Annotated in this window: 23 protein-coding genes; 17 read left to right on the top strand and 6 right to left on the bottom strand. The window is 63.9% G+C overall.

Annotated elements, in window-relative coordinates; translation table 11 throughout:
* The first annotated feature begins 480 nt into the window (after window positions 1-480).
* The 12 genes from PQR32_RS24985 (at window position 481) to pyrF (ending at window position 11,881) form a co-directional block, all read left to right on the top strand.
* Window positions 481-1,476 carry an IclR family transcriptional regulator gene (locus tag PQR32_RS24985; RefSeq protein WP_408233016.1) on the top strand — a complete coding sequence of 332 codons (996 nt, stop codon included), beginning with the start codon at window positions 481-483 and terminating at the stop codon, window positions 1,474-1,476.
* Window positions 1,473-2,525, top strand: a complete 1,053-nt coding sequence (locus PQR32_RS24980; RefSeq protein ID WP_408233013.1) for a 2-dehydro-3-deoxygalactonokinase — start codon at window positions 1,473-1,475, stop codon at window positions 2,523-2,525. Before PQR32_RS24985 ends, PQR32_RS24980 begins: the two co-directional genes overlap by 4 nt.
* Window positions 2,526-2,561: 36 nt before the next feature.
* Window positions 2,562-3,242 carry a 2-dehydro-3-deoxy-6-phosphogalactonate aldolase gene (locus PQR32_RS24975; RefSeq protein ID WP_408233011.1) on the top strand — a complete coding sequence of 227 codons (681 nt, stop codon included), beginning with the start codon at window positions 2,562-2,564 and terminating at the stop codon, window positions 3,240-3,242.
* Entirely contained in the window at window positions 3,239-4,015 is a 777-nt protein-coding gene (locus PQR32_RS24970) for an SDR family oxidoreductase (RefSeq protein WP_408233008.1), read from the top strand. Before PQR32_RS24975 ends, PQR32_RS24970 begins: the two co-directional genes overlap by 4 nt.
* A 130-nt stretch (window positions 4,016-4,145) precedes the next feature.
* Window positions 4,146-5,144, top strand: coding sequence for an arabinose ABC transporter substrate-binding protein (locus PQR32_RS24965; protein ID WP_408216319.1), 999 nt, complete (start codon window positions 4,146-4,148; stop codon window positions 5,142-5,144).
* Between the two features lie 140 nt (window positions 5,145-5,284).
* The gene (gene araG, locus PQR32_RS24960; RefSeq protein ID WP_408233005.1) at window positions 5,285-6,823 is read left to right on the top strand and encodes an L-arabinose ABC transporter ATP-binding protein AraG; all 1,539 of its coding nucleotides are present in this window, start codon (window positions 5,285-5,287) and stop codon (window positions 6,821-6,823) included.
* Between the two features lie 54 nt (window positions 6,824-6,877).
* Window positions 6,878-7,894, top strand: a complete 1,017-nt coding sequence (gene araH / locus PQR32_RS24955) for an L-arabinose ABC transporter permease AraH (RefSeq protein ID WP_408233002.1) — start codon at window positions 6,878-6,880, stop codon at window positions 7,892-7,894.
* 39 nt (window positions 7,895-7,933) lie between these two features.
* Window positions 7,934-8,734, top strand: a complete 801-nt coding sequence (locus PQR32_RS24950) for an SDR family NAD(P)-dependent oxidoreductase (protein WP_408232999.1) — start codon at window positions 7,934-7,936, stop codon at window positions 8,732-8,734.
* Complete coding sequence (locus PQR32_RS24945; protein ID WP_408232996.1) at window positions 8,731-9,633, top strand: SMP-30/gluconolactonase/LRE family protein; 903 nt, start codon at window positions 8,731-8,733, stop codon at window positions 9,631-9,633. Before PQR32_RS24950 ends, PQR32_RS24945 begins: the two co-directional genes overlap by 4 nt.
* Window positions 9,634-9,667: 34 nt before the next feature.
* Window positions 9,668-9,862, top strand: a complete 195-nt coding sequence (locus tag PQR32_RS24940; RefSeq protein ID WP_408232994.1) for a hypothetical protein — start codon at window positions 9,668-9,670, stop codon at window positions 9,860-9,862.
* Window positions 9,859-10,920 carry an aldose 1-epimerase gene (locus PQR32_RS24935; protein WP_408232991.1) on the top strand — a complete coding sequence of 354 codons (1,062 nt, stop codon included), beginning with the start codon at window positions 9,859-9,861 and terminating at the stop codon, window positions 10,918-10,920. Before PQR32_RS24940 ends, PQR32_RS24935 begins: the two co-directional genes overlap by 4 nt.
* Before the next feature lie 145 nt (window positions 10,921-11,065).
* Window positions 11,066-11,881: an orotidine-5'-phosphate decarboxylase gene (pyrF, locus tag PQR32_RS24930; RefSeq protein ID WP_408232988.1), complete on the top strand. Its 816-nt coding sequence runs from the start codon at window positions 11,066-11,068 to the stop codon at window positions 11,879-11,881.
* Between the two features lie 47 nt (window positions 11,882-11,928).
* On the opposite strand, the gene PQR32_RS24925 is transcribed toward pyrF, so the two are convergent.
* From PQR32_RS24925 to thiL, 4 genes are all read right to left on the bottom strand, one after another.
* Window positions 11,929-12,444: a cupin domain-containing protein gene (locus PQR32_RS24925; protein WP_408232985.1), complete on the bottom strand. Its 516-nt coding sequence runs from the start codon at window positions 12,442-12,444 to the stop codon at window positions 11,929-11,931.
* A 23-nt stretch (window positions 12,445-12,467) separates the two neighbouring features.
* Window positions 12,468-12,968: a CinA family protein gene (locus tag PQR32_RS24920; RefSeq protein WP_408232982.1), complete on the bottom strand. Its 501-nt coding sequence runs from the start codon at window positions 12,966-12,968 to the stop codon at window positions 12,468-12,470.
* A gap of 66 nt (window positions 12,969-13,034) precedes the next feature.
* Window positions 13,035-13,616 (bottom strand): phosphatidylglycerophosphatase A family protein, encoded by a 582-nt coding sequence (locus PQR32_RS24915; protein WP_408232979.1) that lies wholly within the window; start codon window positions 13,614-13,616, stop codon window positions 13,035-13,037.
* Complete coding sequence (gene thiL / locus PQR32_RS24910; RefSeq protein WP_408232976.1) at window positions 13,606-14,604, bottom strand: thiamine-phosphate kinase; 999 nt, start codon at window positions 14,602-14,604, stop codon at window positions 13,606-13,608. The genes PQR32_RS24915 and thiL overlap by 11 nt, the downstream gene beginning before the upstream one ends.
* A gap of 219 nt (window positions 14,605-14,823) precedes the next feature.
* Here thiL and PQR32_RS24905 point away from each other — a divergent pair, with 219 nt between their 5' ends.
* The 3 genes from PQR32_RS24905 (at window position 14,824) to PQR32_RS24895 (ending at window position 18,598) form a co-directional block, all read left to right on the top strand.
* Window positions 14,824-17,163, top strand: a complete 2,340-nt coding sequence (locus PQR32_RS24905) for an NADP-dependent malic enzyme (protein WP_408232973.1) — start codon at window positions 14,824-14,826, stop codon at window positions 17,161-17,163.
* Between the two features lie 441 nt (window positions 17,164-17,604).
* Window positions 17,605-18,021: a ribonuclease gene (locus PQR32_RS24900; protein WP_408216289.1), complete on the top strand. Its 417-nt coding sequence runs from the start codon at window positions 17,605-17,607 to the stop codon at window positions 18,019-18,021.
* Window positions 18,022-18,037: 16 nt separating this feature from the next.
* Window positions 18,038-18,598, top strand: coding sequence for a barstar family protein (locus PQR32_RS24895; RefSeq protein ID WP_132373051.1), 561 nt, complete (start codon window positions 18,038-18,040; stop codon window positions 18,596-18,598).
* Window positions 18,599-18,733: 135 nt separating this feature from the next.
* Here PQR32_RS24895 and PQR32_RS24890 read toward each other — a convergent pair whose 3' ends face one another.
* Complete coding sequence (locus PQR32_RS24890) at window positions 18,734-19,474, bottom strand: 16S rRNA (uracil(1498)-N(3))-methyltransferase (protein ID WP_408233212.1); 741 nt, start codon at window positions 19,472-19,474, stop codon at window positions 18,734-18,736.
* 19 nt (window positions 19,475-19,493) lie between these two features.
* Window positions 19,494-19,907, bottom strand: a complete 414-nt coding sequence (locus PQR32_RS24885; RefSeq protein ID WP_408232970.1) for a VOC family protein — start codon at window positions 19,905-19,907, stop codon at window positions 19,494-19,496.
* Between the two features lie 486 nt (window positions 19,908-20,393).
* Here PQR32_RS24885 and tkt point away from each other — a divergent pair, with 486 nt between their 5' ends.
* Together tkt and gap are read left to right on the top strand one after the other, a co-directional pair.
* On the top strand, window positions 20,394-22,415 hold the full coding sequence (gene tkt / locus PQR32_RS24880; RefSeq protein ID WP_408232967.1) for a transketolase: 2,022 nt from the start codon (window positions 20,394-20,396) through the stop codon (window positions 22,413-22,415).
* A 95-nt stretch (window positions 22,416-22,510) separates the two neighbouring features.
* The gene (gene gap / locus PQR32_RS24875) at window positions 22,511-23,521 is read left to right on the top strand and encodes a type I glyceraldehyde-3-phosphate dehydrogenase (protein ID WP_012434345.1); all 1,011 of its coding nucleotides are present in this window, start codon (window positions 22,511-22,513) and stop codon (window positions 23,519-23,521) included.
* The last annotated feature ends 67 nt before the right edge of the window (window positions 23,522-23,588 follow it).

Raw genomic sequence — 23,588 nt, 5'->3', positions numbered from 1 at the left:
CACAGATTCCAGATGGACCACTGCCCCCTCCAAGCCAAGGGACCCGCTTATGAGCTGGCGGTGTGAAGCGACTTTCTTTGCCTACTTTCTTTGCCGCGGCAAAGAAAGTAGGTGCCGCCCCGCACAGGGGCAACGCCAATAGACCACGAACAAAGCAAGGAAAGGCCAACCCCTACAGACCACAGCCCCAAAACCCCCAGCCAACACAAAATCCCATTATATGAATTCAACACTCACATATTGGAGCTTTCTCAAAAACCGCCCTACAATCCACCCCAACACGCAGAAAGCGCCGCACGAGCAAAGGGAACCCACCCACCGCGAGGCGCCAACTGCAACAGCAAAAAAACCGGAGACAACGCCCAACCATGCCTAAACCGCAAAGGCAGCACGCCCATGCCCGCGGCACCGCGAGCGACTCAGGCCCCCTCTCCGGCCCCGCGCTGTAAGCGCAAAAAAACCACCGAAAAGCGAATCGCCATGAACAAAGCGATGCCTACTCACGCCGCGAGCGAGTCCGAAGCCGATCTGGCGTCATCCGCCGGTCACGCGTCCAGCGCCACGCCACCGCGCCCGACGCCCGCCGCCAAAGCGCCACGCGCGGGCACAGGCGCGAACGCCAGCATCCACCCGGCCCCGATCGACGGAATCGCGCTCCCCAGCACGCTGCTCGACATCACCCCGCAACAAGCCGGCACGCAAACCCTCCTGCGCGGCCTGGCGATCCTCGAAGCGGCAGCAGCAGGTGTCCGCGACCTGCGCACCTTCGGCGCCGCGCTCGGCACGACCCGCAGCACCACGCATCGCCTGGTCAGCAGCCTCGTGCAAGCCCGCTACCTGCGCCAGGTGCAAGGCGGCTATCTGCTCGGCCCGAAGCTAATCGAACTCGGCACCATCGCGCTCGAACAGATGCCACTCACCGCCGTCGCCCGTCAGCATCTGGAATCGCTCGCGGAACAAACGCTCGACACGATCCACCTCGGCGTGCGCGACGGCGACGACGTCCTGTACATCGACAAAATCCCCGGCACCCGCGGCCTCGAAATGCGCTCACGCGTCGGTCACCGCATGCCGCTGGCATCGACGGGAATCGGCAAGGCGATGATGCTCGACCTCACGCCGGACATCTGGCAGTCACTCTTCGACGCGTCGCGCCGCGCGCTCGCCGGCGTCAGCTTCAAGCCGGATAACCGCCCCGACGCGCAGACCTTCATGCAGCGCATGACCAACTACGCCGCCGGCGGCTACACCTTCGATCTCGAAGAAAACGAAGCGTCGATCCGCTGCGTCGCGGCCCCCGTGCGCGATGCGTCGGGCGCGGTGGTGGCGGCTCTTTCCGTGGCGAGCACGATTCCGTACATGTCGCTCGAACGCATGGACGAACTGATTCCGGTCGTACAGCGCGAAGCGCGCGCGATCTCGGAAGAACTCGGCTGGCGCGCCCCGCAACCGGCAACCCGCAGGATCAAGCGATGAAGCGAGCGGGTTCTCCCACCCAGGCAGCTAGCCACGCCGCAGTAACTGCGGTCGACGCCAGCTTCGCGCACGCCGCGCTGATCGCGCTCGACTGGGGCACGACATCGCTGCGCGCCTATCTGTACGACGCGTCCGGCAACGTGCTGGCGACGCGCGCATCGACGGCCGGCATCATGAATCTGCCACGCAGCGCCGAGCAAGGCGGCTTCGACGCGGCCTTCGACGACGCCTGCGGCGCCTGGCTCGAACACGCGCCCGCCGCGCCGGTGATCGCGGCAGGCATGGTCGGCAGCGCGCAAGGCTGGCTGGAAGCGCCGTATGTGGACACGCCGGCGAGCGCCGATGCGCTGGTGGCCGGCATCGTCCACGTGAAGGCGGCGTGCGGCGTGACGCTGCACATCGTGCCGGGCGTCCTGCAACGCGGCGAACTGCCCAACGTGATGCGCGGCGAAGAAACACAGATTTTCGGCGCACTGGGCGAGGAAACGAACGCCGCCGACAGCGGCAAGCGCTCCCTGATCGGCCTGCCCGGCACCCACGCCAAATGGGCGGTGGTGCAGGCGGACCGCATCGAACGTTTTCATACCTTCATGACCGGCGAAGTATTCGCGGCATTGCGCGAACACACGATCCTCGGCCGCACGATGCTCACGCCGGATCGTCCGGACACCGTCGCGTTCCTGCATGGCGTGAACATCGCCCGGGAAAAGGGCCAGGCGGGTGTGCTCGCGACGGTATTCAGTTCGCGCACGCTCGGCCTCACCGGACAACTTTCACGCGAACAACAACCTGACTATCTGTCGGGATTGCTGATCGGCCACGAACTCGCCGGCCTCGACGCCGTGCTCGCGCAGCAGCAAAGCGCGCTCGCCGGCCAGAGCCTGCGGCTGATCGGCAACGAAGCGCTGTGCGAGCGCTATCGCCTCGCGCTCGCGCAATTCGGCTGCACCCAGGCGGAACTGGTCAAGCACGCCACCGAGCGCGGCCTGTGGCGCGTCGCGTCGCAGGCAGGGCTCGTCAAACCGGCCGCCAAGACGGCGCGCGCCTAACCCACAGCGCCGCCGCCCACGAAACAAGGAACCGACATGCAACCTCACATCAATCTGCCCGCTCCGTACATGCCGCACGCGGGTTTGATCGCGGCGTTCGAGGCGTGTCCGCTGATCGCGATCATGCGCGGCGTGACGGCCGCCGATGCCGCCGAGCACGGCCAGGCGCTCTACGAAGCCGGCTTCCGGATCGTCGAAGTGCCGCTGAACTCGCCGCAACCGTTCGACAGCATCGCCGCGATCCGCAAGGTGTTGCCGTCCGATGCGATCGTCGGCGCGGGCACGGTGCTGCATCCGAGTTTCGTCAACGACGTGAAGTCGGCGGGCGGCGAACTGATCGTCATGCCGCATAGCGATCCTGAAGTCGTCAGCGCCGCGAAAGCGCAAGGCATGGCCTGCGCGCCGGGCGTCGCGACACCCAACGAAGCGTTCATCGCGCTGAAGAACGGCGCGGACGTGCTGAAGATGTTCCCCGCCGAACAACTCGGCTGTCAGGTGGTGAAGGCTTGGCGCGCGGTGATCGCGGCTGAAGTGCCGCTGGTGCCGGTCGGCGGCATCACGCCCGACAACATGGGCCCGTTTCTTAGCGCGGGCGCGAACGGTTTCGGTCTCGGCTCGGCGCTGTACAAGCCGGGTCAGAGCGCGGCCGTGACCGCATCGCATGCCAAGGCTTACATCAATGGTTTGCGTATCGCCCGCGCAGGTGCGAAGAAATGAAACGGCTTGCCGGTAAAGTCGCTCTCGTCACCGGCGCCGGTCGCGGCATCGGCGCCGCGATCGCGCATGCGTTCGCGCGCGAGGGCGCGGCAGTCGTGCTGGCCGAACTGGATATTGAGACCGCGCAGCAGACGGCGGAGCACATCAAGGCGCAAACCGGCGCGCGCGTGCTCGCGGTGCACACGGACGTGACGCAAGCGGCGTCGGTTCAGCACGCGGTGAGCGAGGCCGAACGCGCATTCGGCGCGCTCGACGTGCTGGTGAACAACGCCGGCATCAACGTTTTCTGCGACCCGCTCACCATGACCGACGACGACTGGCGCCGCTGCTTCGCGGTCGATCTCGACGGTGTGTGGAACGGTTGCCGCGCGGCGTTGCCGGGCATGGTCGAACGCGGCGCGGGCAGCATCGTGAATATCGCCTCGACGCATTCGTTCAAGATCATTCCGGGCTGCTTTCCGTACCCGGTAGCGAAGCACGGCGTGATCGGACTGACGCGCGCGCTTGGCATCGAATACGCGCCACGCAATGTCCGCGTCAACGCGATCGCGCCCGGTTACATCGAAACGCAATTGACGCATGACTGGTGGAACGAACAAGCCGATCCGGCTGCCGCGCAGCAGGCGACGCTCGATCTGCAGCCGATGAAACGCATTGGCCGCCCGGAAGAAGTGGCGATGACCGCAGTGTTCCTCGCCTCGGATGAAGCGCCGTTCATCAACGCCACCTGCATCACCGTGGATGGCGGGCGCTCGGCGCTGTATCACGACTGATTTACAGGACTCGAATTGCGCAGGGGCGCATGGAGTACACCGGACGACGCGCTGGCCGCGTGTGTCACACCCGGTACAAGAAGACGCGGCCGATACCTTCTCGTTATCAATTAGTCAGGAGACACGCATCATGAAACGTAGAATTTTCCTCACGCTGGCAGCAGCGGCGGCGGGTGTGCTCTTCAACGCACCGGTCGCGCAAGCTGCCGATCCGGTGAAGATCGGCTTCCTCGTGAAGCAGCCGGAAGAACCGTGGTTCCAGGACGAGTGGAAGTTCGCCGAAATCGCCGCCAAGGAAAAGGGCTTCACGCTGGTGAAGATCGGCGCGCCGTCGGGCGAGAAGGTGATGAGCGCAATCGACAACCTGTCGGCGCAAAAGGCGCAAGGCTTCGTGATCTGCACGCCTGACGTCAAGCTCGGACCGGGCATCGTCGCGAAGGCGAAGGCCGACGGCCTGAAGATGATGACGGTGGACGATCGTCTGGTCGACGGCGCGGGCAAGCCGATCGCATCGGTGCCACATATGGGCATCTCGGCATACAACATCGGCAAGCAGGTCGGCGACGGCCTGGCTGCGGAGATCAAGAAGCGCGGCTGGGACATGAAGGACGTGGGCGCGATCGACGTGACCTACGAACAACTGCCGACCGCGCATGACCGCACGAGCGGCGCAACCGATGCGCTGATCGCCGCCGGCTTCCCGAAGGCGAACATCATCGCCGCGCCGCAAGCGAAGACCGACACGGAAAACGCGTTCAACGCCGCTAACATCGCGCTGACGAAGAATCCGAACTTCAAGCACTGGGTCGCTTACGGCCTGAACGACGAAGCCGTGCTCGGCGCCGTGCGCGCTGCGGAAGGCCGCGGCTTCAAGGCGGACAACATGATCGGTATCGGCATCGGCGGCTCGGAGTCGGCGCTCAACGAGTTCAAGAAGCCGTCGCCGACGGGCTTCTACGGCACGGTCATCATCAGCCCGAAGCGCCACGGCGAAGAAACCTCGACGCTGATGTACGACTGGATCACGCAAGGCAAGGCACCGCCGGCACTGACCCTGACGACCGGCATGCTGGCCACGCGTGACAACGTCGCCGATGTGCGCCAGAAGATGGGCCTCGCGGCAAATTAAGCGGTTTGATTCAGCACGTGGTGACATGAAGTGAACTGCCGGCGCGTGTTTCTCTTTCGCGAAAGAGGGCATGTGTCGGCAGCAGCAATAAAAGATCAGCAGTAGAGACAGACGGTTCACACGAAGCATTAGGAGGCGAAGTGTCAGCGACGCTACGTTTTGACAATATCGGCAAAGTCTTTCCAGGCGTGCGCGCGCTCGACGGTGTGTCCTTCGACGTCAACGTCGGCCAGGTGCACGGCCTGATGGGCGAAAACGGCGCAGGGAAATCGACCTTGCTGAAGATTCTTGGCGGTGAATATCAGCCCGACTCGGGCCGCGTGATGATCGACGGCAACGAAGTGCGCTTTACGAGCGCCGCGTCGTCGATCGCGGCGGGCATCGCGGTGATTCACCAGGAACTGCAATACGTGCCCGATCTGACGGTCGCGGAAAACCTGCTGCTCGGCCAGTTGCCGAACTCGCTCGGCTGGGTCAACAAGCGCGAAGCCAAACGCTTCGTGCGCGAACGCCTCGAAGCGATGGGCGTGGCGCTCGACCCGAACGCGAAGCTGCGCAAGCTCTCGATCGCGCAACGCCAGATGGTCGAAATCTGCAAGGCGCTGCTGCGCAACGCGCGCGTGATCGCACTGGATGAGCCGACCAGCTCGCTGTCGCATCGCGAGACCGAGGTGCTGTTCAAGCTGGTGCGTGACCTGCGCGCCGACAACCGCGCGATGATCTACATCTCGCACCGAATGGACGAGATTTACGAGTTGTGCGACGCCTGCACGATCTTCCGCGACGGCCGCAAGATCGCCTCGCATCCGACGCTCGAAGGCGTGTCGCGCGACACCATCGTCAGCGAGATGGTGGGGCGGGAAATTTCGGACATCTATAACTACTCGGCCCGGCCGCTCGGCGAAGTGCGCTTCGCAGCGAAAGCGATCGAGGGCCACGCGCTCGCGCAACCGGCCAGCTTCGAAGTGCGGCGCGGCGAGATCGTCGGCTTCTTCGGCCTGGTGGGCGCGGGCCGCAGTGAACTGATGCATCTGGTGTACGGCGCCGATCACAAGAAGGGCGGCGAGTTGATGCTCGACGGCAAGCCGATCAAGGTGCGCAGCGCGGGCGAAGCGATCAGACACGGCATCGTGCTGTGCCCGGAAGACCGCAAGGAAGAGGGCATCGTCGCAATGGCGACCGTGTCGGAGAACATCAATATCAGTTGCCGCCGCCATTATCTACGCGCGGGGATGTTCCTCGACCGCAAGAAGGAAGCGGAAACCGCGGACCGTTTCATCAAGCTGCTGAAGATCAAGACGCCGAGCCGCCGCCAGAAGATTCGTTTCCTCTCGGGCGGCAATCAGCAGAAAGCGATCCTGTCGCGCTGGTTGGCTGAGCCGGATCTGAGAGTGGTGATTCTCGACGAGCCGACCCGCGGTATCGACGTCGGCGCGAAGCATGAAATCTACAACGTGATCTATCAGCTTGCCGAACGCGGCTGCGCGATCGTGATGATCTCGTCGGAGCTGCCGGAAGTGCTCGGCGTGTCCGACCGGATCGTCGTGATGCGCCAGGGCCGGATTTCCGGCGAGCTGTCGCGCAAGGATGCAACGGAACAATCGGTGTTGAGCCTCGCGCTGCCGCAAAGCTCGACCGCACTGCCCGGAACCGCAACGGCTGCCCAGCAGGCGGCCTGAACATCATTCGGACGAAAGTCCGGCAACCCGTGGGGAACGGGAGGAGTCTTCAACATGCAAGCCAGAGAAAACCTCGCGCAACAGGCCGCCAAGAGCGCCGCCGATGCGCTGATTCCGCAGTCCAACGACAAGGCGAAATGGTGGCAGCAGATCACCGAGTACAGCCTGATCGTGATCTTCATCGTGATGTTCGTCACGATGTCGCTGACCGTCGATCACTTCTTCTCGATCGAGAACATGCTCGGCCTCGCACTGTCGATCTCGCAGATCGGCATGGTCGCGTGCACGATGATGTTCTGTCTCGCCTCGCGCGACTTCGATTTGTCGGTCGGTTCGACGGTCGCCTTTGCCGGCGTCTTGTGCGCGATGGTGCTCAACGCGACCGGTAACACTTTCATCGCGATCGTCGCGGCGGTGGCGGCGGGCGGCGTGATCGGTTTCGTCAACGGCGCGGTGATCGCGTATCTGCGCATCAACGCGCTGATCACGACGCTCGCCACGATGGAAATCGTCCGCGGTCTTGGCTTTATCGTCTCGCACGGTCAGGCGGTGGGCGTGTCGTCGGATACGTTTATCGCGCTAGGCGGTTTGAGCTTCTTCGGCGTGTCGCTGCCGATCTGGGTCACGCTGCTGTGCTTCATCGTGTTCGGCGTGATGCTCAACCAGACCGTGTACGGCCGCAATACGCTCGCCATTGGCGGCAATCCGGAAGCGTCGCGTCTGGCCGGCATCAATGTGGAACGCACGCGCGTCTACATCTTCCTGATTCAGGGCGCGGTGACCGCGCTGGCCGGTGTGATTCTGGCCTCGCGTATCACATCGGGTCAGCCGAATGCCGCGGAAGGCTTCGAGCTGAACGTGATCTCGGCGTGCGTGCTGGGCGGCGTGTCACTGCTCGGCGGCCGCGCGACGATTTCCGGCGTCGTGATCGGCGTGCTGATCATGGGCACGGTCGAGAACGTGATGAACCTGATGAACATCGACGCGTTCTATCAGTACCTCGTGCGTGGCGCGATCCTGCTCGCCGCCGTGCTGCTTGACCAGTTGAAGAACCGCGGCTCACGGGATTAAACCCGCGACTCACCCACTTGCTCTAAAAGGAATCGAACGATGTCGTCTCCGGCCAATGCAAACGTCCGTCTCGCGGACAGCGCCTTCGCACGTTATCCGAGCCTAGTCGACCGCACGGTGTTGATCACGGGCGGCGCGACCGGTATCGGCGCATCGTTCGTCGAGCATTTCGCGGCGCAAGGCGCGCGCGTTGCGTTTTTCGATATCGATACGACTGCCGGCGAAGCGCTCGCCGATGAACTCGGCGATTCGAAACACAAGCCGCTGTTCCTGCCGTGCGATCTGACCGACATCGACGCGCTGCAAAAAGCGATCGCCGACGTGAAGGCCGCGTTGGGCCCGATCCAGGTGCTGGTGAACAACGCCGCGAACGACAAACGCCACACGATCGGCGAAGTCACGCGCGAGTCGTTCGACGCGGGCATCGCGGTGAATATCCGTCACCAGTTCTTTGCTGCGCAAGCGGTGATGGAGGACATGAAAGCCGCCAATAGCGGCTCGATCGTCAATCTCGGTTCGATCAGCTGGATGCTGAAGAACGGCGGCTACCCGGTCTATGTGATGTCGAAATCGGCGGTGCAGGGTTTGACGCGTGGTCTGGCGCGCGACCTCGGCCACTTCAATATCCGCGTCAATACGCTGGTGCCGGGCTGGGTGATGACCGAGAAGCAGAAGCGGTTGTGGCTCGATGACGCGGGCCGTCGTTCGATCAAGGAAGGGCAGTGCATCGACGCCGAGCTGGAACCGGCCGACCTCGCCCGCATGGCGCTCTTCCTCGCCGCCGACGACAGCCGGATGATCACCGCGCAGGACATCATCGTCGACGGAGGCTGGGCGTGAGTGCGAGCGGTTCATCCAGCACGGCCGCGCTGCTGCTCGATACGAAATGCACGCTCGGCGAAGGCGCGACATGGTGCGAGCAAACCGGCCGTTTCTACTGGACGGATATCGAAGGCGCGCGTCTGTGGCGCTATGACCCGAGGGACGGAAGCAACATGTCCTGGCGCCTGCCCGAACGCCTCGCCACCTTCGCGTTGTGCGCGGATCCGCGTTACCTGTTGCTCGGTCTGGCCACGCATCTCGCCTTTTTCGAGCTGGCCACCGGCGAGACGCGGCGCATCATCGACGTCGAAGCCGGCTTGAACACGCGCGTGAACGACGGCCGCTGCGACCGTCAGGGGCGCTTCGTGTTCGGCACCAAAGATGAAGGCGCGCCGCCGCAGCCGATCGGCGGCTTCTACCGGCTCAATCACGATCTGTCGCTGGAGCGTTTACCGCTGCCCGCGCCGGCGATCTCGAACAGCATCGCGTTCAGTCCCGACGGCGCGACGATGTACTACTGCGATTCGCCCACGCGCGAAATCCGCGTCTGCGACTATCGCGCGGACGGCGGCATCGCTAACGACCGCCTGTTCACCCGGTTGACCGACGCCACCGGTGAACCCGACGGCTCGACCGTCGACCGCGACGGCGGGCTGTGGAATGCGCAATGGGGCGGCCGGCGGGTGGTGCGCTACGGCCCGGACGGCGTGGAAACGGAACGTGTCGATGTGCCGACCGCGCAGCCCAGTTGCGTAGCGCTGGGCGGCTCGCAACTCGGCACGCTGTACATCACGAGCGCACGCTGCGACCTCGATGCGGCGGCGCTCGCCGACGATATGCAGGCGGGTGGCGTGTTCGTCGCCACGCCCGGACGGCAAGGTTTGCCGGAGCCGGTGTTCCAAGGCGCGCCCGCTTAGCGCAGAATGACGCTGCCTCGCTCTTGAGGCAGCAATGAAGAATGAAGCGATGAAGCGTGGTTGGGCAGTGAATCTGAAAGTGAATCGCAAGTTGATGGTGCAATCCCAGTGGCAGCAAATCGGCAGCATGCAGTTCGGACCCAGAGGCGACCGGTTTAAGAAAATCGCCCAACAGCATCCGTCAGCAATGACGGCAACGTCCCAAGCCTCTCGATGGAGCCAGATATGACTGTTGCGAATCTTGTTTCCTCCTCCCCTCAGACCTCACAGAGTCGACGCTCGCGACTCGCGGCGGCGGCCAACCCTGTGCTCGCCGGTCCCAGCACGTCGGCGGTGGCCGTCGGTGAAGCCAGCGCCGGCGATGTCGCGTGCATCACGCTCGCCAACGCGCATTTGCGTCTCGACGTCGCACCGACGCTCGGCGGCGGCGTCACCCGTTTCGACTGGCGCAACGACGGCGCGCTCACGCCGATTTTCCGCCGTTGCCGCCACGTCGCGGCCGATACGCAACCGAACCAGTTGTCCTGTTATCCGCTGCTGCCCTATTCAAATCGCATCGGCGGTGGGCATTTCAATGTGGCGGGCCGGCGCGTGGACGTGCCGCGTAATCGTGCCGACGAACCCTTGCCGATTCACGGCGACGGTTGGCAATCGGCCTGGCAGGTCGCCGAGTCGGATCGCGAAAACGTCCGTCTGACGCTCGATCGCCGCGATGGCAAGCCGTACACGTACCGCGCGACGCAAACCTATACGCTGGACGGCCCGACGCTCGTCGTCACGCTCGACATCGAAAATGCCGGCCGCGAGGCGCTGCCTTTCGGGCTGGGCGTGCATCCCTTCTTCGTGCGTGACGCGGACACCGAGTTGTCGGCCGCGGCCGGTGGTTTGTGGCTCTCTGGCGACGACTGGCTGCCGGTGCGGCATGTGCCGGCGCCGCCCGCATGGCAATTCGGCGTGGCGTATCCGTTGCCGGAAACCATCGTCAATCATGCTTTTACCGGCTGGAGCGGGCAGGCGGCGGTGGTGTGGCCGAAGCGCCGCCTGTCGCTGAACATTGCCGCCGATACCGATTACTACGTGCTGTACACGCCGCCCGGCGAAGACTTTTTCTGCTTCGAACCTGTCGATCATCCGATCAACGCGATGAACCTGGCCGGCGGCGCGAGCGAAAACGGCATGACCTTACTGGGACGTGGCGAGAGACTGACGCGCACGTTCCGCTTCACCGTCGAACGCACGGGTTTGCGCTCGATGCCGGGTGCGCGCGGCTCGAAGCGGCGGCAGTAGCGGGCGAGGGTGGCGCCACACGGCGGACGTGTGCATGCCCGGGGCCCGCTCAGGACCACCGATGCGCACGCTTCCGGCGTGGCCTGCCGCGCAGGACGGGTAAAATACGCGCCTCTTCCGTTTCCAGCTCGCCGCGAGACCCACCATGTCCAACTTCATCCAGACACTCAACGACGCCTGGCAACGCACCAACTCGCTGCTGTGCGTCGGCCTCGATCCCGAGCCGAGCAAATTCCCGGGCGCGCTCGCGGGTCGTCCCGAGGCGATCTTCGAGTTCTGCCGCACGATCGTCGATGCGACCGCGCCGTATGCGTCGTCGTTTAAACCGCAGATTGCCTACTTCGCGGCGCATCGCGCGGAAGACCAGCTCGAGCAACTCGTCGCCCACATTCATGCGAACCATCCGGGCCTGCCGGTGATTCTGGATGCGAAGCGCGGCGACATCGGCAGCACCGCCGAACAATACGCGCGCGAGGCGTTCGAGCGCTATCAGGCGGACGCCGTGACGGTGAATCCGTACATGGGTTTCGACTCGATCCAGCCGTATCTGGAACACGAAGGCAAAGGCGTGATCGTGCTGTGCCGCACGTCGAACCCGGGCGGCTCCGATCTGCAATTCCTGGAGACGGGCGGCCGTCCGCTGTATCAGGTCGTCGCGAAACTGGCGGCGGAGAAATGGAATGCGAGCGGCCAGCTGAGTCTGGTGGTCGGCGCGACGTTCCCGAAGGAAATCGAAGTGGTGCGGGGGATCGTCGGCGACATGCCGCTGCTGATTCCGGGCATCGGCGCCCAAGGCGGCGACGTGCAGGCGACGGTCAACGCCGGCCGCACCGCGAACGGCACGGGCATGCTGATCAACTCGTCGCGGGCGATCATCTACGCGGGCAAGGGCGACGATTTCGCCGAAGCCGCCGCGAAGGCCGCGATGGAAACGCGAGATCGGATCAACGCGTTCCGGTAATTGCGCGGGCTGTCTTTCTCGAAGACAGCTTCATGAGCATATGGGGCTCAGGCCGGCCCTAGCCGCTCGATCAACGCCGCATGCTGCGGGTGTCGCGCTTTCAACGTGCCGACATCCGCGAGTTCAAATTCGCTGAATTCAAAGCCCGGTGCGACCGTGCAACCCACCAGCGCGAAGGTCGCCGGATCGGCGCATTCCGCCGCGAACCATAAACCTGCCGGCACCACGGCCTGAAACACGGCATCCGGGTGCGTCAGCGCGTTGCCGAGCTTATGTGTCACCCATGCGCCCGTCTCGTCGAGCACGTGGACGTTCAACGGTTCGCCCGCATAGAAGTGCCAGACTTCGTCGGATTTGATCCGATGCCATGCGGAATGCGCGCCGTCGCATAGCAGGTAATAGATCGCCGTCGACGCCGAGCGCGTTTCCCCTGAGCTGTCGTCTTGGTCGCGAATCACGCGCTCTGCCGAGCGGTACGTCTCGCTAAAAAATCCGCCTTCGGGATGCGGCTTGAAATTGAGGCGGCGGATCAGTTCGTCTTTGACTGCGTGCGAATCAGGCATCGGCTTTCCGCTTCGAACAAAGGTTAGTGCTCGCGTTCGTCGAGCAAGGCGAGGACTCCGCGCAATGCATGCGCGGCAGCCTGCACGCGGACCTTCTCGCGGTCGCCCTTGAAGATCTTCGTTTCCACCGACGTATGCAGCCGGTTGCTCCAGCCAAACGAGACCATGCCGACCGGTTTGGTCTCGGTGCCGCCGCCCGGTCCGGCGACGCCGGTAATCGACAGCGAGACCTGCGCGCGGCTGTTGCGCAGCGCGCCTTCGGCCATGGCGCGCGCCACCTGCTCGCTGACCGCGCCGTGCTTGTCGATCAACTCGGCGGGCACGCCGATCATTTCGCTCTTCGCCTGATTCGAATACGTGACGAAGCCGCGCTCGAACCAGCCGCTGCTGCCGGAAATGTCGGTGATCGCGGTCGCCACCATGCCGCCCGTGCAGGACTCGGCGGTGACGAGCATGAGGCGCTCTTCGCGCAGACGGTTGCTCACGCGAATCGCAAGCTGGTGAACGACGGAATCGGTAGGCATGGCGTCAATCCGGAAAACGGGGGCTGGCGGTGAATGCCCGGCGGCGCGGCGGCCGCCGGGCAGCAGTCAAACGGACATGCGCCAGAGCGCGATCACGAGCAGCGTGAAAAACGCGGCGACCAGGTCATCGAACATGATGCCAAAGCCACCTTTCAGACGGCGATCGAAATAGCCGATGGGCGGCGGTTTCACCATGTCGAAGAAGCGGAACACGACGAACGCCCAGAACTGGCCGGTCAGCGTGACCGGCGTGACCATCAGCAGCACCAGCCAGAACGCGATGATTTCGTCCCACACGACCGGCGACGGATCGTCGATGCCGAGCTTCTTCGCGGTGAACCCGCAAATCGCAATGCCGCCGAAGAAGCCTGCGACGATCAGCAGGCCCCACTCGATTACGGTCAGATAACGGCTCAGCACGGCGAACGACGCCCATGCGAATAGCGTGCCGATCGTGCCCGGCGCGACTGGCGACAGGCCGCTGCCGAACCCCAGCGACAGAATGTGCAGCGGATGCGACAGCATGAAGCGCGCAGTGGCGCGGCGCGGCTGACGGCCCGGCGGGCGCGGATCGGGCGCGCGCGGCGCCTGCGGCGGCTCGGCGTTGATGAGTTTGCCGGCCGGGCCGAGCGGGGGATCAGTCTGCATGAAAGTGGTCGAAGCCTTGCAACGTCAGAGTGAGCGGCGCGCCGGCGGCATCGCGCCAGCCGATCGACGGGAGGTCGGCCGCCGTTTCGAGAGCGCTTATTGTACCGATGCGGGTGAGCTGGATGCCCACCTCGTGGCCGGCCTTTTCGACGGCGGCACGCGCCGCGATGGGCGCGGTGAAGCACAGCTCGTAGTCGTCGCCGCCGGCGAGCGTGCAGCGTCGCTGAATCTCGGGCGCGAGGCGGCGCAGCGCGGCGGAACGGGGCACGGCGTCGACGTCGACCGTGGCTCGCAGGTTCGAGCGTTCCAGAATGTGCAGCAGATCGCCCGCGAGGCCGTCCGAGAGGTCGAGCGCCGCGTGGGCGATGCCGCGCAGTACGAGCCCGAGCGCGACACGCGGCTCCGGGCGTTCGAGGGCGCGACGAAACGTCGCAGTGTCGCTGACGTCAGCGGACCATTCGCCGCGTTGTACGCCAAGGCCGGCGCGCGCGTCGCCGAGCGTTCCGGAAATCCAGACGTCGTCACCCGGCTGCGCGGCGTCGCGGCGCAGCGCAGCGCGCGGTGGCACGCTGCCGAACACCGTGATGCACAGATTCAGCGGGCCGCCGGTCGTATCGCCGCCGATCAGCTCGCAGCCGTAGCGTTCGGCCAGCGCGAAAAGCCCTTCGCTGAACGCGGCAAGCCAGGCTTCTTCGGCCTTCGGCAAGGCGAACGCCAATGTGAACGCCTGCGGCTGCGCACCCATCGCGGCGAGGTCCGACAGATTCACCGCGAGCGCCTTGTGACCCAGCGCCTCGGGATCGACATCGGCGAAAAAGTGGCGGCCTTCGACCAGCATGTCCGTCGATATCGCCAGCATTTCGCCGGCGCGCGGCGCGAGCAACGCGCAGTCGTCGCCGATGCCGAGCGAGCCGGCGGCGGCATCGGATGGCCGTGCAGCAGCGCGGCGGGCAAAGAAACGATCGATCAGAGAGAACTCAGAGAGCATGGTGGCGATGGGTGGACGCGAGGGTGGCCAATTAAATGTCGCGAAATGTGGCTAACGGCGCGCTTTGTATCGAGTGGCCAAAGGGTAAATGGGTGAATTGCCGGCAACTCCGCTTCGAGTTGCGCTCGGGCCGCAGCATGTTACGTCAGCCTTTCGCTATGTTTCAGTCGCGGCAGTTGTACCCGTATTGAACGAATTGGGCCGGCAATTGGGGCTACAATGCCGTCGAACGTCTATTCTAATCCGCCCTTCGAAGCCCGCCTTATGTCGACTCCCGTCAATAGCAAACTCCGCGAAGCCGCCCTCGATTACCACGAGTTCCCCACCCCGGGGAAGATCGCGATCGCCCCGACCAAGCAGATGATCAACCAGCGCGACCTCGCGCTGGCCTACTCGCCTGGCGTCGCGTTCGCGTGCGAGGAAATCGTTGAAAATCCGTTGAACGCCGCGCGCTTCACCGCGCGCAGCAACTTGGTCGGCGTCGTCACGAACGGCACCGCGGTGCTGGGTCTCGGCAACATCGGGCCGCTCGCCTCGAAGCCGGTCATGGAAGGCAAGGCCGTCCTGTTCAAGAAGTTCGCCGGCATCGACGTGTTCGATATCGAGCTGAACGAGTCCGATCCGCACAAGCTGGTCGATGTGATCGCGGCGCTGGAGCCGACCTTCGGTGGCATCAACCTCGAGGACATCAAGGCGCCGGACTGCTTCATCGTCGAACGCGAATGCCGCAAGCGCATGAAGATTCCGGTCTTCCACGATGACCAGCACGGTACCGCGATCGTCGTCGCGGCGGCCATCACCAATGGTCTGAAGGTCGTCGGCAAGGACATCAAGGAGGTCAAGCTGGTGTCCTCGGGCGCGGGCGCGGCGGCGCTGGCCTGTCTGGACCTGCTGGTCGACATCGGCCTGCCGCTCGAAAACATCACCGTCACCGATCTCGCCGGCGTGGTCTACAAGGGCCGCGTCGAACTGATGGACCCGGACAAGGAGCGCTTTGCGCGTGAGACCGACGCCCGCACGCTCGCTGAAGCGATTGGCGGCGCGGACGTTTTCCTCGGCCTCTCGGCCGGCGGCGTGCTCAAGCAGGACATGGTCAAGCAGATGGCGGACAAGCCGCTGATTCTGGCGCTGGCCAACCCGACGCCGGAAATCCTGCCGGAGCTGGCGCTGGAAGTGCGTCCGGACGCCGTGCTGTGCACCGGTCGCACCGACTACCCGAACCAGGTGAACAACGTGCTGGTGTTCCCGTTCCTGTTCCGCGGCGCGCTGGATGCGGGCGCGACCACGGTCACGCGGGAGATGGAAATCGCCGCGGTCAACGCGATCGCCGAACTGGCGCGCCAGGAGCAGAGCGATATCGTCGCGACGGCGTATGGCATTCAGGACCTGTCGTTCGGTCCGGAATACCTGATTCCGAAGCCGTTCGATCCGCGCCTGATCGTCAAGGTCGCGCCGGCCGTGGCGAAGGCAGCGATGGATTCGGGCGTCGCCGAGCGTCCGATCGAGGACATGGAAGCGTACGAACAGCATCTGCAGCAGTTCGTGTATCACAGCGGCACGACCATGAAGCCGATCTTCCAGCTCGCGCGTGGCGTCGAGCCGGAGAAGAAGCGCATCGTGTTCGCGGAAGGCGAAGAGGAGCGCGTACTGCGCGCGATGCAGATCATCGTCGACGAAAAGCTGGCCAAACCGATCCTGATCGGCCGTCCGGCTGTGATCGAGCAGCGCATTGCGCGCTACGGTCTGCGTCTGGTCGCAGGTCAGGACTACACGGTCGTGAACACCGACCACGACGAGCGCTACCGCGACTTCTGGCAGGAATATCACAAGATGATGTCGCGCAAGGGCATCAGCGCGCAGATGGCGAAGCTCGAAATGCGTCGCCGCACCACGCTGATCGGCGCGATGCTGGTGGAAAAGGGCGAAGCGGACGGCATGATCTGCGGCACGGTGTCGACCACGCATCGCCACCTGCACTTCATCGATCAGGTGATCGGCAAGAAGGAAGGCGCGAAAGTCTATGCGGCGATGAACGCGCTGGTGCTGCCGAACCGCCAGATTTTCCTGGTGGATACGCACGTCAACGTCGATCCGACGCCGGAGCAACTGGCCGAAATCACGATCATGGCGGCTGAAGAAGTGCGCCGTTTCGGCATCGAGCCGAAGATCGCGCTGCTGTCGCATTCGAACTTCGGCACCAGCAACGCGCCGACCGCGCAGAAGATGCGCGACACGCTGGCGATCCTGCGCGAACGCGCACCGGATCTGCACGTGGACGGCGAAATGCACGGCGACGTCGCGCTCGACGCAAATCTGCGCCGCGAAGTGATGCCCGACTCGACGCTCGAAGGCGACGCGAACCTGCTGGTGCTGCCGAACATCGACGCGGCCAACATTTCGTACAACCTGTTGAAGACCGCTGCAGGCAACAACATCGCGATTGGTCCGATGCTGCTGGGCGCGGCCAAGCCGGTGCACGTGCTGACGGCGTCGGCGACGGTGCGCCGGATCGTCAACATGACGGCGCTGCTGGTGGCGGATGTGATCGCGGCCCGTTAATCCGCGGTCCAGACGAGCATGGCGCCGGTTTGAAGACCGCGCGCCATGCAAAAAAAGGCGCGCCCGCAACGGGCACGCCTGAGGGTGCACAGGGGAATGTCACCCAAAAAACGACAAGTCAGACAAGATTCCGCCTTCAAGAGCGTTCAAGGGCTCAAGACCCTTGCCACGGGGAATCAAGGTGTCAGCAGACACATACGAAGCGCCTTGCCGTCGCTCCCGCTTGCCTCCCTTCACCCCGGTTCGCACCGTCAGGCTAAGTTTAGCTTGACTAAGCTAAATATTCTGTCAAAAGTCGTCAAAGCCGCTCTGGTAGCCTCTTCTCGCCTGATCCGAGGATTTCGCCCGCCCGGCGAACGTTGATTCCGAGGGCCATTAGCGATACCCTTACGACTTTCATGGTCGTCAAACTCGTGATCTAACAGCGGGGAACCCTGATACATGGCACGCAAGTGGCAACGCATGAAAGGCGTGCTGATCGGTGCTGTTACGCTGTGCGCTTTATCCGGCCCCGTGCCTGGCGCGTTTGCGCGCGACTCCACGGCACCCGCCGATGCGGACGCGCAGTTGCAGGGCACCATCGCGCTAACGCAGTTGCCACGTGAAGCGGTCAATACATTGAACTTGATTGCCGCGGGCGGGCCTTACCCGTATGAGAAGGACGGCATCGTATTCGGCAATCGCGAACGGTTGCTGCCGGCCCATCGGCGCGGTTATTACCACGAATACACCGTTCCCACGCCTCGCTCACGTAATCGCGGGGCGCGTCGCATCGTCTGCGGAGGTCCGCTGAAGCGAACCGACAATTGTTACTACTCGGACGACCACTACACCAGTTTTAATCGTATTGTTGAATGACATCGGGATGAACGGCATGAGCGACAACGTCTACGCGCACGACTCCGGAGTCGCGACGGATCTTTTCGCGGCCGGCGACGGCAATTTGTTCCAACGCGTCATGCAGATGCGAGCCGGCGATCAGGGCCGCGAGAACCAGAGCGAAGCAGGCACTGTGGTTTCATCGAACGAGGAGCCCATGAGTCTTTTCAAGACCGTACGACCGAACATCGTACAGTCGATCCGCGCGTTCCGCGTGCAGGATCTCGCCGACGAGGCCAACCAGCTTGGCCAGCATTTTCTCTATGCGTATTGCGCCAATGCGCAGTCCAAGCAGGAAGTGCTAGAGACCATCGCGACATCGTTCCTGTTTCCGAAACATTTCGGCAAGAATTACGACGCGCTCTACGACTGCCTGACCGATCTGGTTCAGAAGGCGGGTGCGCAGCCAGGCTTCGTGATCGTGCTCGAGCAGTTGCCCGTCGCGCAGAAGTTCGACAAGGAAGGGCGTGAAACGCTGCTGGACGTGTTCCGCGAAGCCGCGGAGTTCTGGGCCGAGCGGAAGGTCGCGTTCCGGGTGTTCTACTCGTTCGCTTAAGTATTTGCTTGAACGTTGCCTGTTTAGGCTAAGTAGAAGAAAGGCCCGCCAATCGGCGGGCCTTTTGCTTTGATGTTGCAGTCGATATGGCTTGGCCGCCCTAAATCGAAGCGGCCAGCCCGCCACGCAAGCGGCTTACCACCCGCCCCAACCGGCCGCCAGCGCCGAGAGCACCGCGATGCCGGCAGTTTCGGTGCGCATCACGCGCGGGCCGAGGCCGACGGCAGTGAAACCGTGATCGGTCGCCGCGGCTTCTTCGGTAGCGGAAAATCCGCCTTCCGGGCCCACCAGCACCGTCACGCGTCCTTTCGGCGGCTCGGCGGGCAAGGCGGAAAAGCTGATGCTGGCGCGCGGCGAGAGCAGAATGCGCAAGTCGCCTTCCTCGGGCGTGCGGGGCATCGTGCCGAGCCAGGTGGCGATTTCGCGCACCGGCATCACTTCCGGCAGGCGATTGCGCCCGCACTGCTCGCACGACGCCCGCACGATGCCTTGCCAATGCGCATGCCGCCGCTGCGCGCGTTCGCCGCTCAGACGCACGACGCTGCGCGTGGTGGTCAACGGCACGAAGCTGGACGCGCCCAGTTCGACGGCTTTTTCGATCAGCCAGTCCATCTTGTCGCCGCCGGCAATGCCCTGCGCGAGCGTGAGGCGATATGGCGCTTCGACCTCGATATTGCGGAATTCGCGGATTTTTACCGTGGCCGAGCGCCTTTCGACTTCGACGAGTTCGGCGCTGTATTCGCCGCCTTTGCCGTTGAAAAGGACGATCGAATCGCCTGGCTGCAGGCGCAGCACGAGGACATGCCGAACGACGTCATCGGGAAGCGGCATGATGTCGTCGGGCTGGAGAGGCTTATCGACGAAAAAGCGTGGCATCAGAAAAATACTCATTGGTTCACGAAAGGTGGCGAGCGAGCGCCCAGCGGTAGCCGTCCAGATCTTCGACCTGGGCGAAGCGGTCGCCCCAGAACTGATCTTGTGGCTCGCTCAGCGATTTGGCGCCGGCGGCCAGCGCCCGCGCGTAAATCGCGTCGACATCGTCGACATAGACATAGAACGATTGCGGTGCGATGGCGCCCGCGCTTTTGGGTGTTTTCGCCGCCGAGCCGAACGCGCCTTCCGGAGCGAACATCACAATCAACTGGCCTTGATAGGTCATCTCGACATGCATGACGACACCGTCGTCCTGGACACTGTCGCGCACTTCGAAGCCGAATGCCGCCGAGAAGAACGCAGACGCGGCACGTGCGTCGCGCACCGTCAGATAGGGGGTCAACCAGGGCACACCGGCTGGGCGGGTGGCGGTCATGGGATTCTCCGGATCGTGAGGTTGACGGGGCACATGCTGCGAGTCCAGGCGGAAGTCTGCGTATCGAAATACCGATAGCGCAATCCGACGGAGCCGTGCATTTTGCCCACGCGTTAGCTTGCTGGCTTTAAGAATTGACTTAGTTTATCGCGCACTGAGCGGGATGCCGAGCACAGTCCGGCGTGCGCGGCCGCGTCGTAATGCATCAGGCCGTTGATCCCGCGCGTGGCGCCGTCGGGAGCCCGGAGGTCGAGTTTGTGCAATTGTAAAGGCCGAAGCTCGGCGGGCATGTCGGGCCACACCGCCAGACGGCTTTCGGAGCGGGGCGCGGTCAACGTTCTGTTAGAATGTCACGCTTTCAGCCTTGTCCGTTTGCTCTGCCCGTTTCGCGTCTCCTGGCGCCGCATCGTGCGCCAAAGTGAACCGGCATTCGAGCATCCGGGCCTCAAGCGCGCACCGCTTTCTGACTCTGTCTCCGGACTCGACATGACGACCCCGTCTCCCGCACACACCTCATTGATGGCCAACGCAATCCGCGCGTTGTCCATGGACGCCGTTCAAAAAGCGAATTCCGGCCACCCCGGCATGCCGATGGGCATGGCCGAAATCGGCGTGGCTTTGTGGTCGCGTCATCTGCGTCACAACCCGACGAACCCGCAATGGGCCGACCGCGACCGTTTCGTGCTGTCGAACGGCCACGGTTCAATGCTGCTGTACTCGCTGCTGCACCTCACCGGCTACGATCTGCCGATCGACGAGCTGAAGAACTTCCGCCAGATGCATTCGAAGACGCCGGGCCACCCGGAATACGGCATCACGCCGGGCGTCGAGACGACTACTGGCCCGCTCGGCCAGGGTCTGGCGAATGCGGTCGGCATGGCGCTCGCCGAGTCGCTGCTCGCCACCGAATTCAACAAGCCTGACGCGAAGATCGTCGACCACCACACGTACGTGTTCGTCGGCGACGGCTGCCTGATGGAAGGCATTTCGCACGAAGCCGCTTCGCTCGCTGGCGTACTGAAGCTGAACAAGCTGATCGCGTTCTACGACGACAACGGCATCTCGATCGACGGCGAAGTGGTGCACTGGTTCCACGACGACACGCCGAAGCGCTTCGAAGCGTACGGCTGGAACGTGATTCCGAATGTGGTCGGTCACGACGTCGACGCAGTCGATGCAGCCATCAAGCAGGCCAAGCAATCCGACAAGCCTACGCTGATCTGCTGCAAGACGGTGATTGGCGAAGGCTCGCCGAACAAGGCCGGCAGCCACGATTCGCACGGCGCGGCGCTCGGCGACAAGGAAGTCGCGGCCACGCGCGAAAAGATCGGCTGGAAGTGGGAACCGTTCGTGATCCCGCAAGAAGTCTACGCAGCATGGGACGCGAAGGAAGTCGGCGCCCGTAATGAATCCGAGTGGGACAAGGCGTTCGCCGCGTACGCAGCCAAATATCCGCAGGAAGCCGCTGAATTCAAGCGTCGCGACGCGAAGCAATTGCCCACCGACTGGAAGGACAAGGCCAAGGCGATCATCGCCGGCGCGAACGAACGCGCGGAAACCGTCGCGACGCGCAAGGCATCGCAACAGGCTATCGAGGCTTTGTCGGCCGTGCTGCCCGAACTGCTCGGCGGCTCCGCCGACCTGACCGGCTCGAACCTGACTAACTGGAAGGCCGCCAAGCCCGTGCGCGTGAACGCGGAAGGCCACGCCGCCGGCAACTACGTCAACTACGGCGTGCGCGAATTCGGCATGAGTGCCGCGATCAACGGCGTGGCGCTGCATGGCGGCTTCAAGGCCTTCGGCGGCACGTTCCTGACGTTCTCGGACTACAGCCGCAACGCGCTGCGCGTCGCCGCGCTGATGAAAGCGCCGTCGATCTTCGTGTTCACGCATGACTCGATTGGTCTCGGCGAAGACGGCCCGACGCACCAGTCGATCGAACACGTTGCCAGCCTGCGTCTGATTCCGCACCTGCAAGTGTGGCGTCCGGCTGATACCGTTGAGACTGCGGTGGCCTGGACTCACGCCGTCGAACATCACGGCCCGTCGGCGCTGATCTTCAGCCGTCAGAATCTGCCGTTCTCCGAGCGTACGGACGCGCAGATCGCCAACATCGAGAAGGGCGGCTACGTGTTGCGCGACTGGAACGACGAAATCGTCGCGCGCAAGATCATCCTGATCGCTACCGGTTCGGAAGTCGAACTGGCGCTGAACGCGATCGAGCCGCTGGCGCGCGAAGGCATCGCGGCGCGTGTCGTGTCCATGCCGTCGACCACCGTGTTCGACAAGCAGGACGCCGAGTACCGTGAGCGCGTGCTGCCGCAAGGCGTGCGCCGCGTCGCGATCGAAGCGGGCGTCACGGATTTCTGGCGCAAGTACGTGGGTCTGGAAGGCGGCGTGGTCGGCATCGACACGTTCGGCGAATCGGCCCCGGCTGGCGTGCTGTTCAAGCATTTCGGCTTCACCGTCGAGCACGTGGTAGAGACGGCAAAAGCCGCCCTCGGCTGATCCTGAACAAGCGTTGCCGCTGGCGTGTGAACGCGCGGCAACGCTCTCAGTCAGACGAACCAGGACGTATTTTTTCAGCCCTCAGGAGATAGACCATGACGATTCGCGTCGCAATCAACGGCTACGGCCGGATCGGCCGCAACACGCTGCGCGCCTTCTATGAAAACGGCAAGAAGCACGATATCGAAATCGTCGCCATCAACGATCTCGGCGATGCCAAGACCAATGCTCACCTGACGCAATACGACACGGCGCACGGCAAGTTCCCGGGCGAAGTGTCGGTGGACGGCGACTACCTCGTTGTCAACGGCGACAAGATCCGCGTGCTGGCCAACCGCAACCCGGCTGAACTGCCGTGGGGCGAGCTGAATGTGGACGTCGTGCTGGAATGCACGGGCTTTTTCACGACCAAGGAAAAGGCGAGCGCGCACATCAAGGGCGGCGCGAAGAAGGTGATCATTTCGGCGCCGGGCGGTAAGGACGTCGACGCCACGATCGTCTACGGCGTGAACCACAACGTGCTGAAGGCATCGGATACGGTTATCTCGAACGCATCGTGCACGACGAACTGCCTCGCGCCGCTCGTCAAGCCGCTGAACGACAAGATTGGCCTCGTGAACGGTCTGATGACCACGATCCACGCGTACACGAACGACCAGGTTCTGACGGACGTGTATCACGAAGACCTGCGCCGCGCGCGCTCGGCCACGCACAGCCAGATCCCGACCAAGACCGGCGCGGCTTCGGCGGTCGGCCTGGTGCTGCCGGAACTGAACGGCAAGCTGGACGGCTACGCGATTCGTGTTCCGACGATCAACGTGTCGGTGGTCGACCTGTCGTTCATCGCCGCGCGCGACACGACGGTCGAAGAAGTCAACGCGATCATGAAGGAAGCGTCGGAAGGCTCGTTGAAGGGCATCCTCGGCTACAACGAGGCGCCGCTGGTGTCGATCGACTTCAACCACAACCCGGCTTCGTCGACGTTCGACGCCACGCTGACCAAGGTGTCGGGCCGTCTGGTGAAGGTGTCGAGCTGGTACGACAACGAGTGGGGCTTCTCGAACCGCATGCTGGACACGGCTGTGGCGCTGGCCAACGCGAAGTAACTGACTGCGCCTCGCGCGCTTTACGCCCTGCAAAGCCGGCTTCGAGCCGGCGGTGGCTGGGCAAACA

The organism is Paraburkholderia dipogonis (assembly GCF_046027395.1).
GTDB classification, from domain to species: domain Bacteria; phylum Pseudomonadota; class Gammaproteobacteria; order Burkholderiales; family Burkholderiaceae; genus Paraburkholderia; species Paraburkholderia dipogonis_A.
Note: the sequence above shows the minus strand (reverse complement) of the source record. Positions and strands in the feature narration are given on the sequence as shown.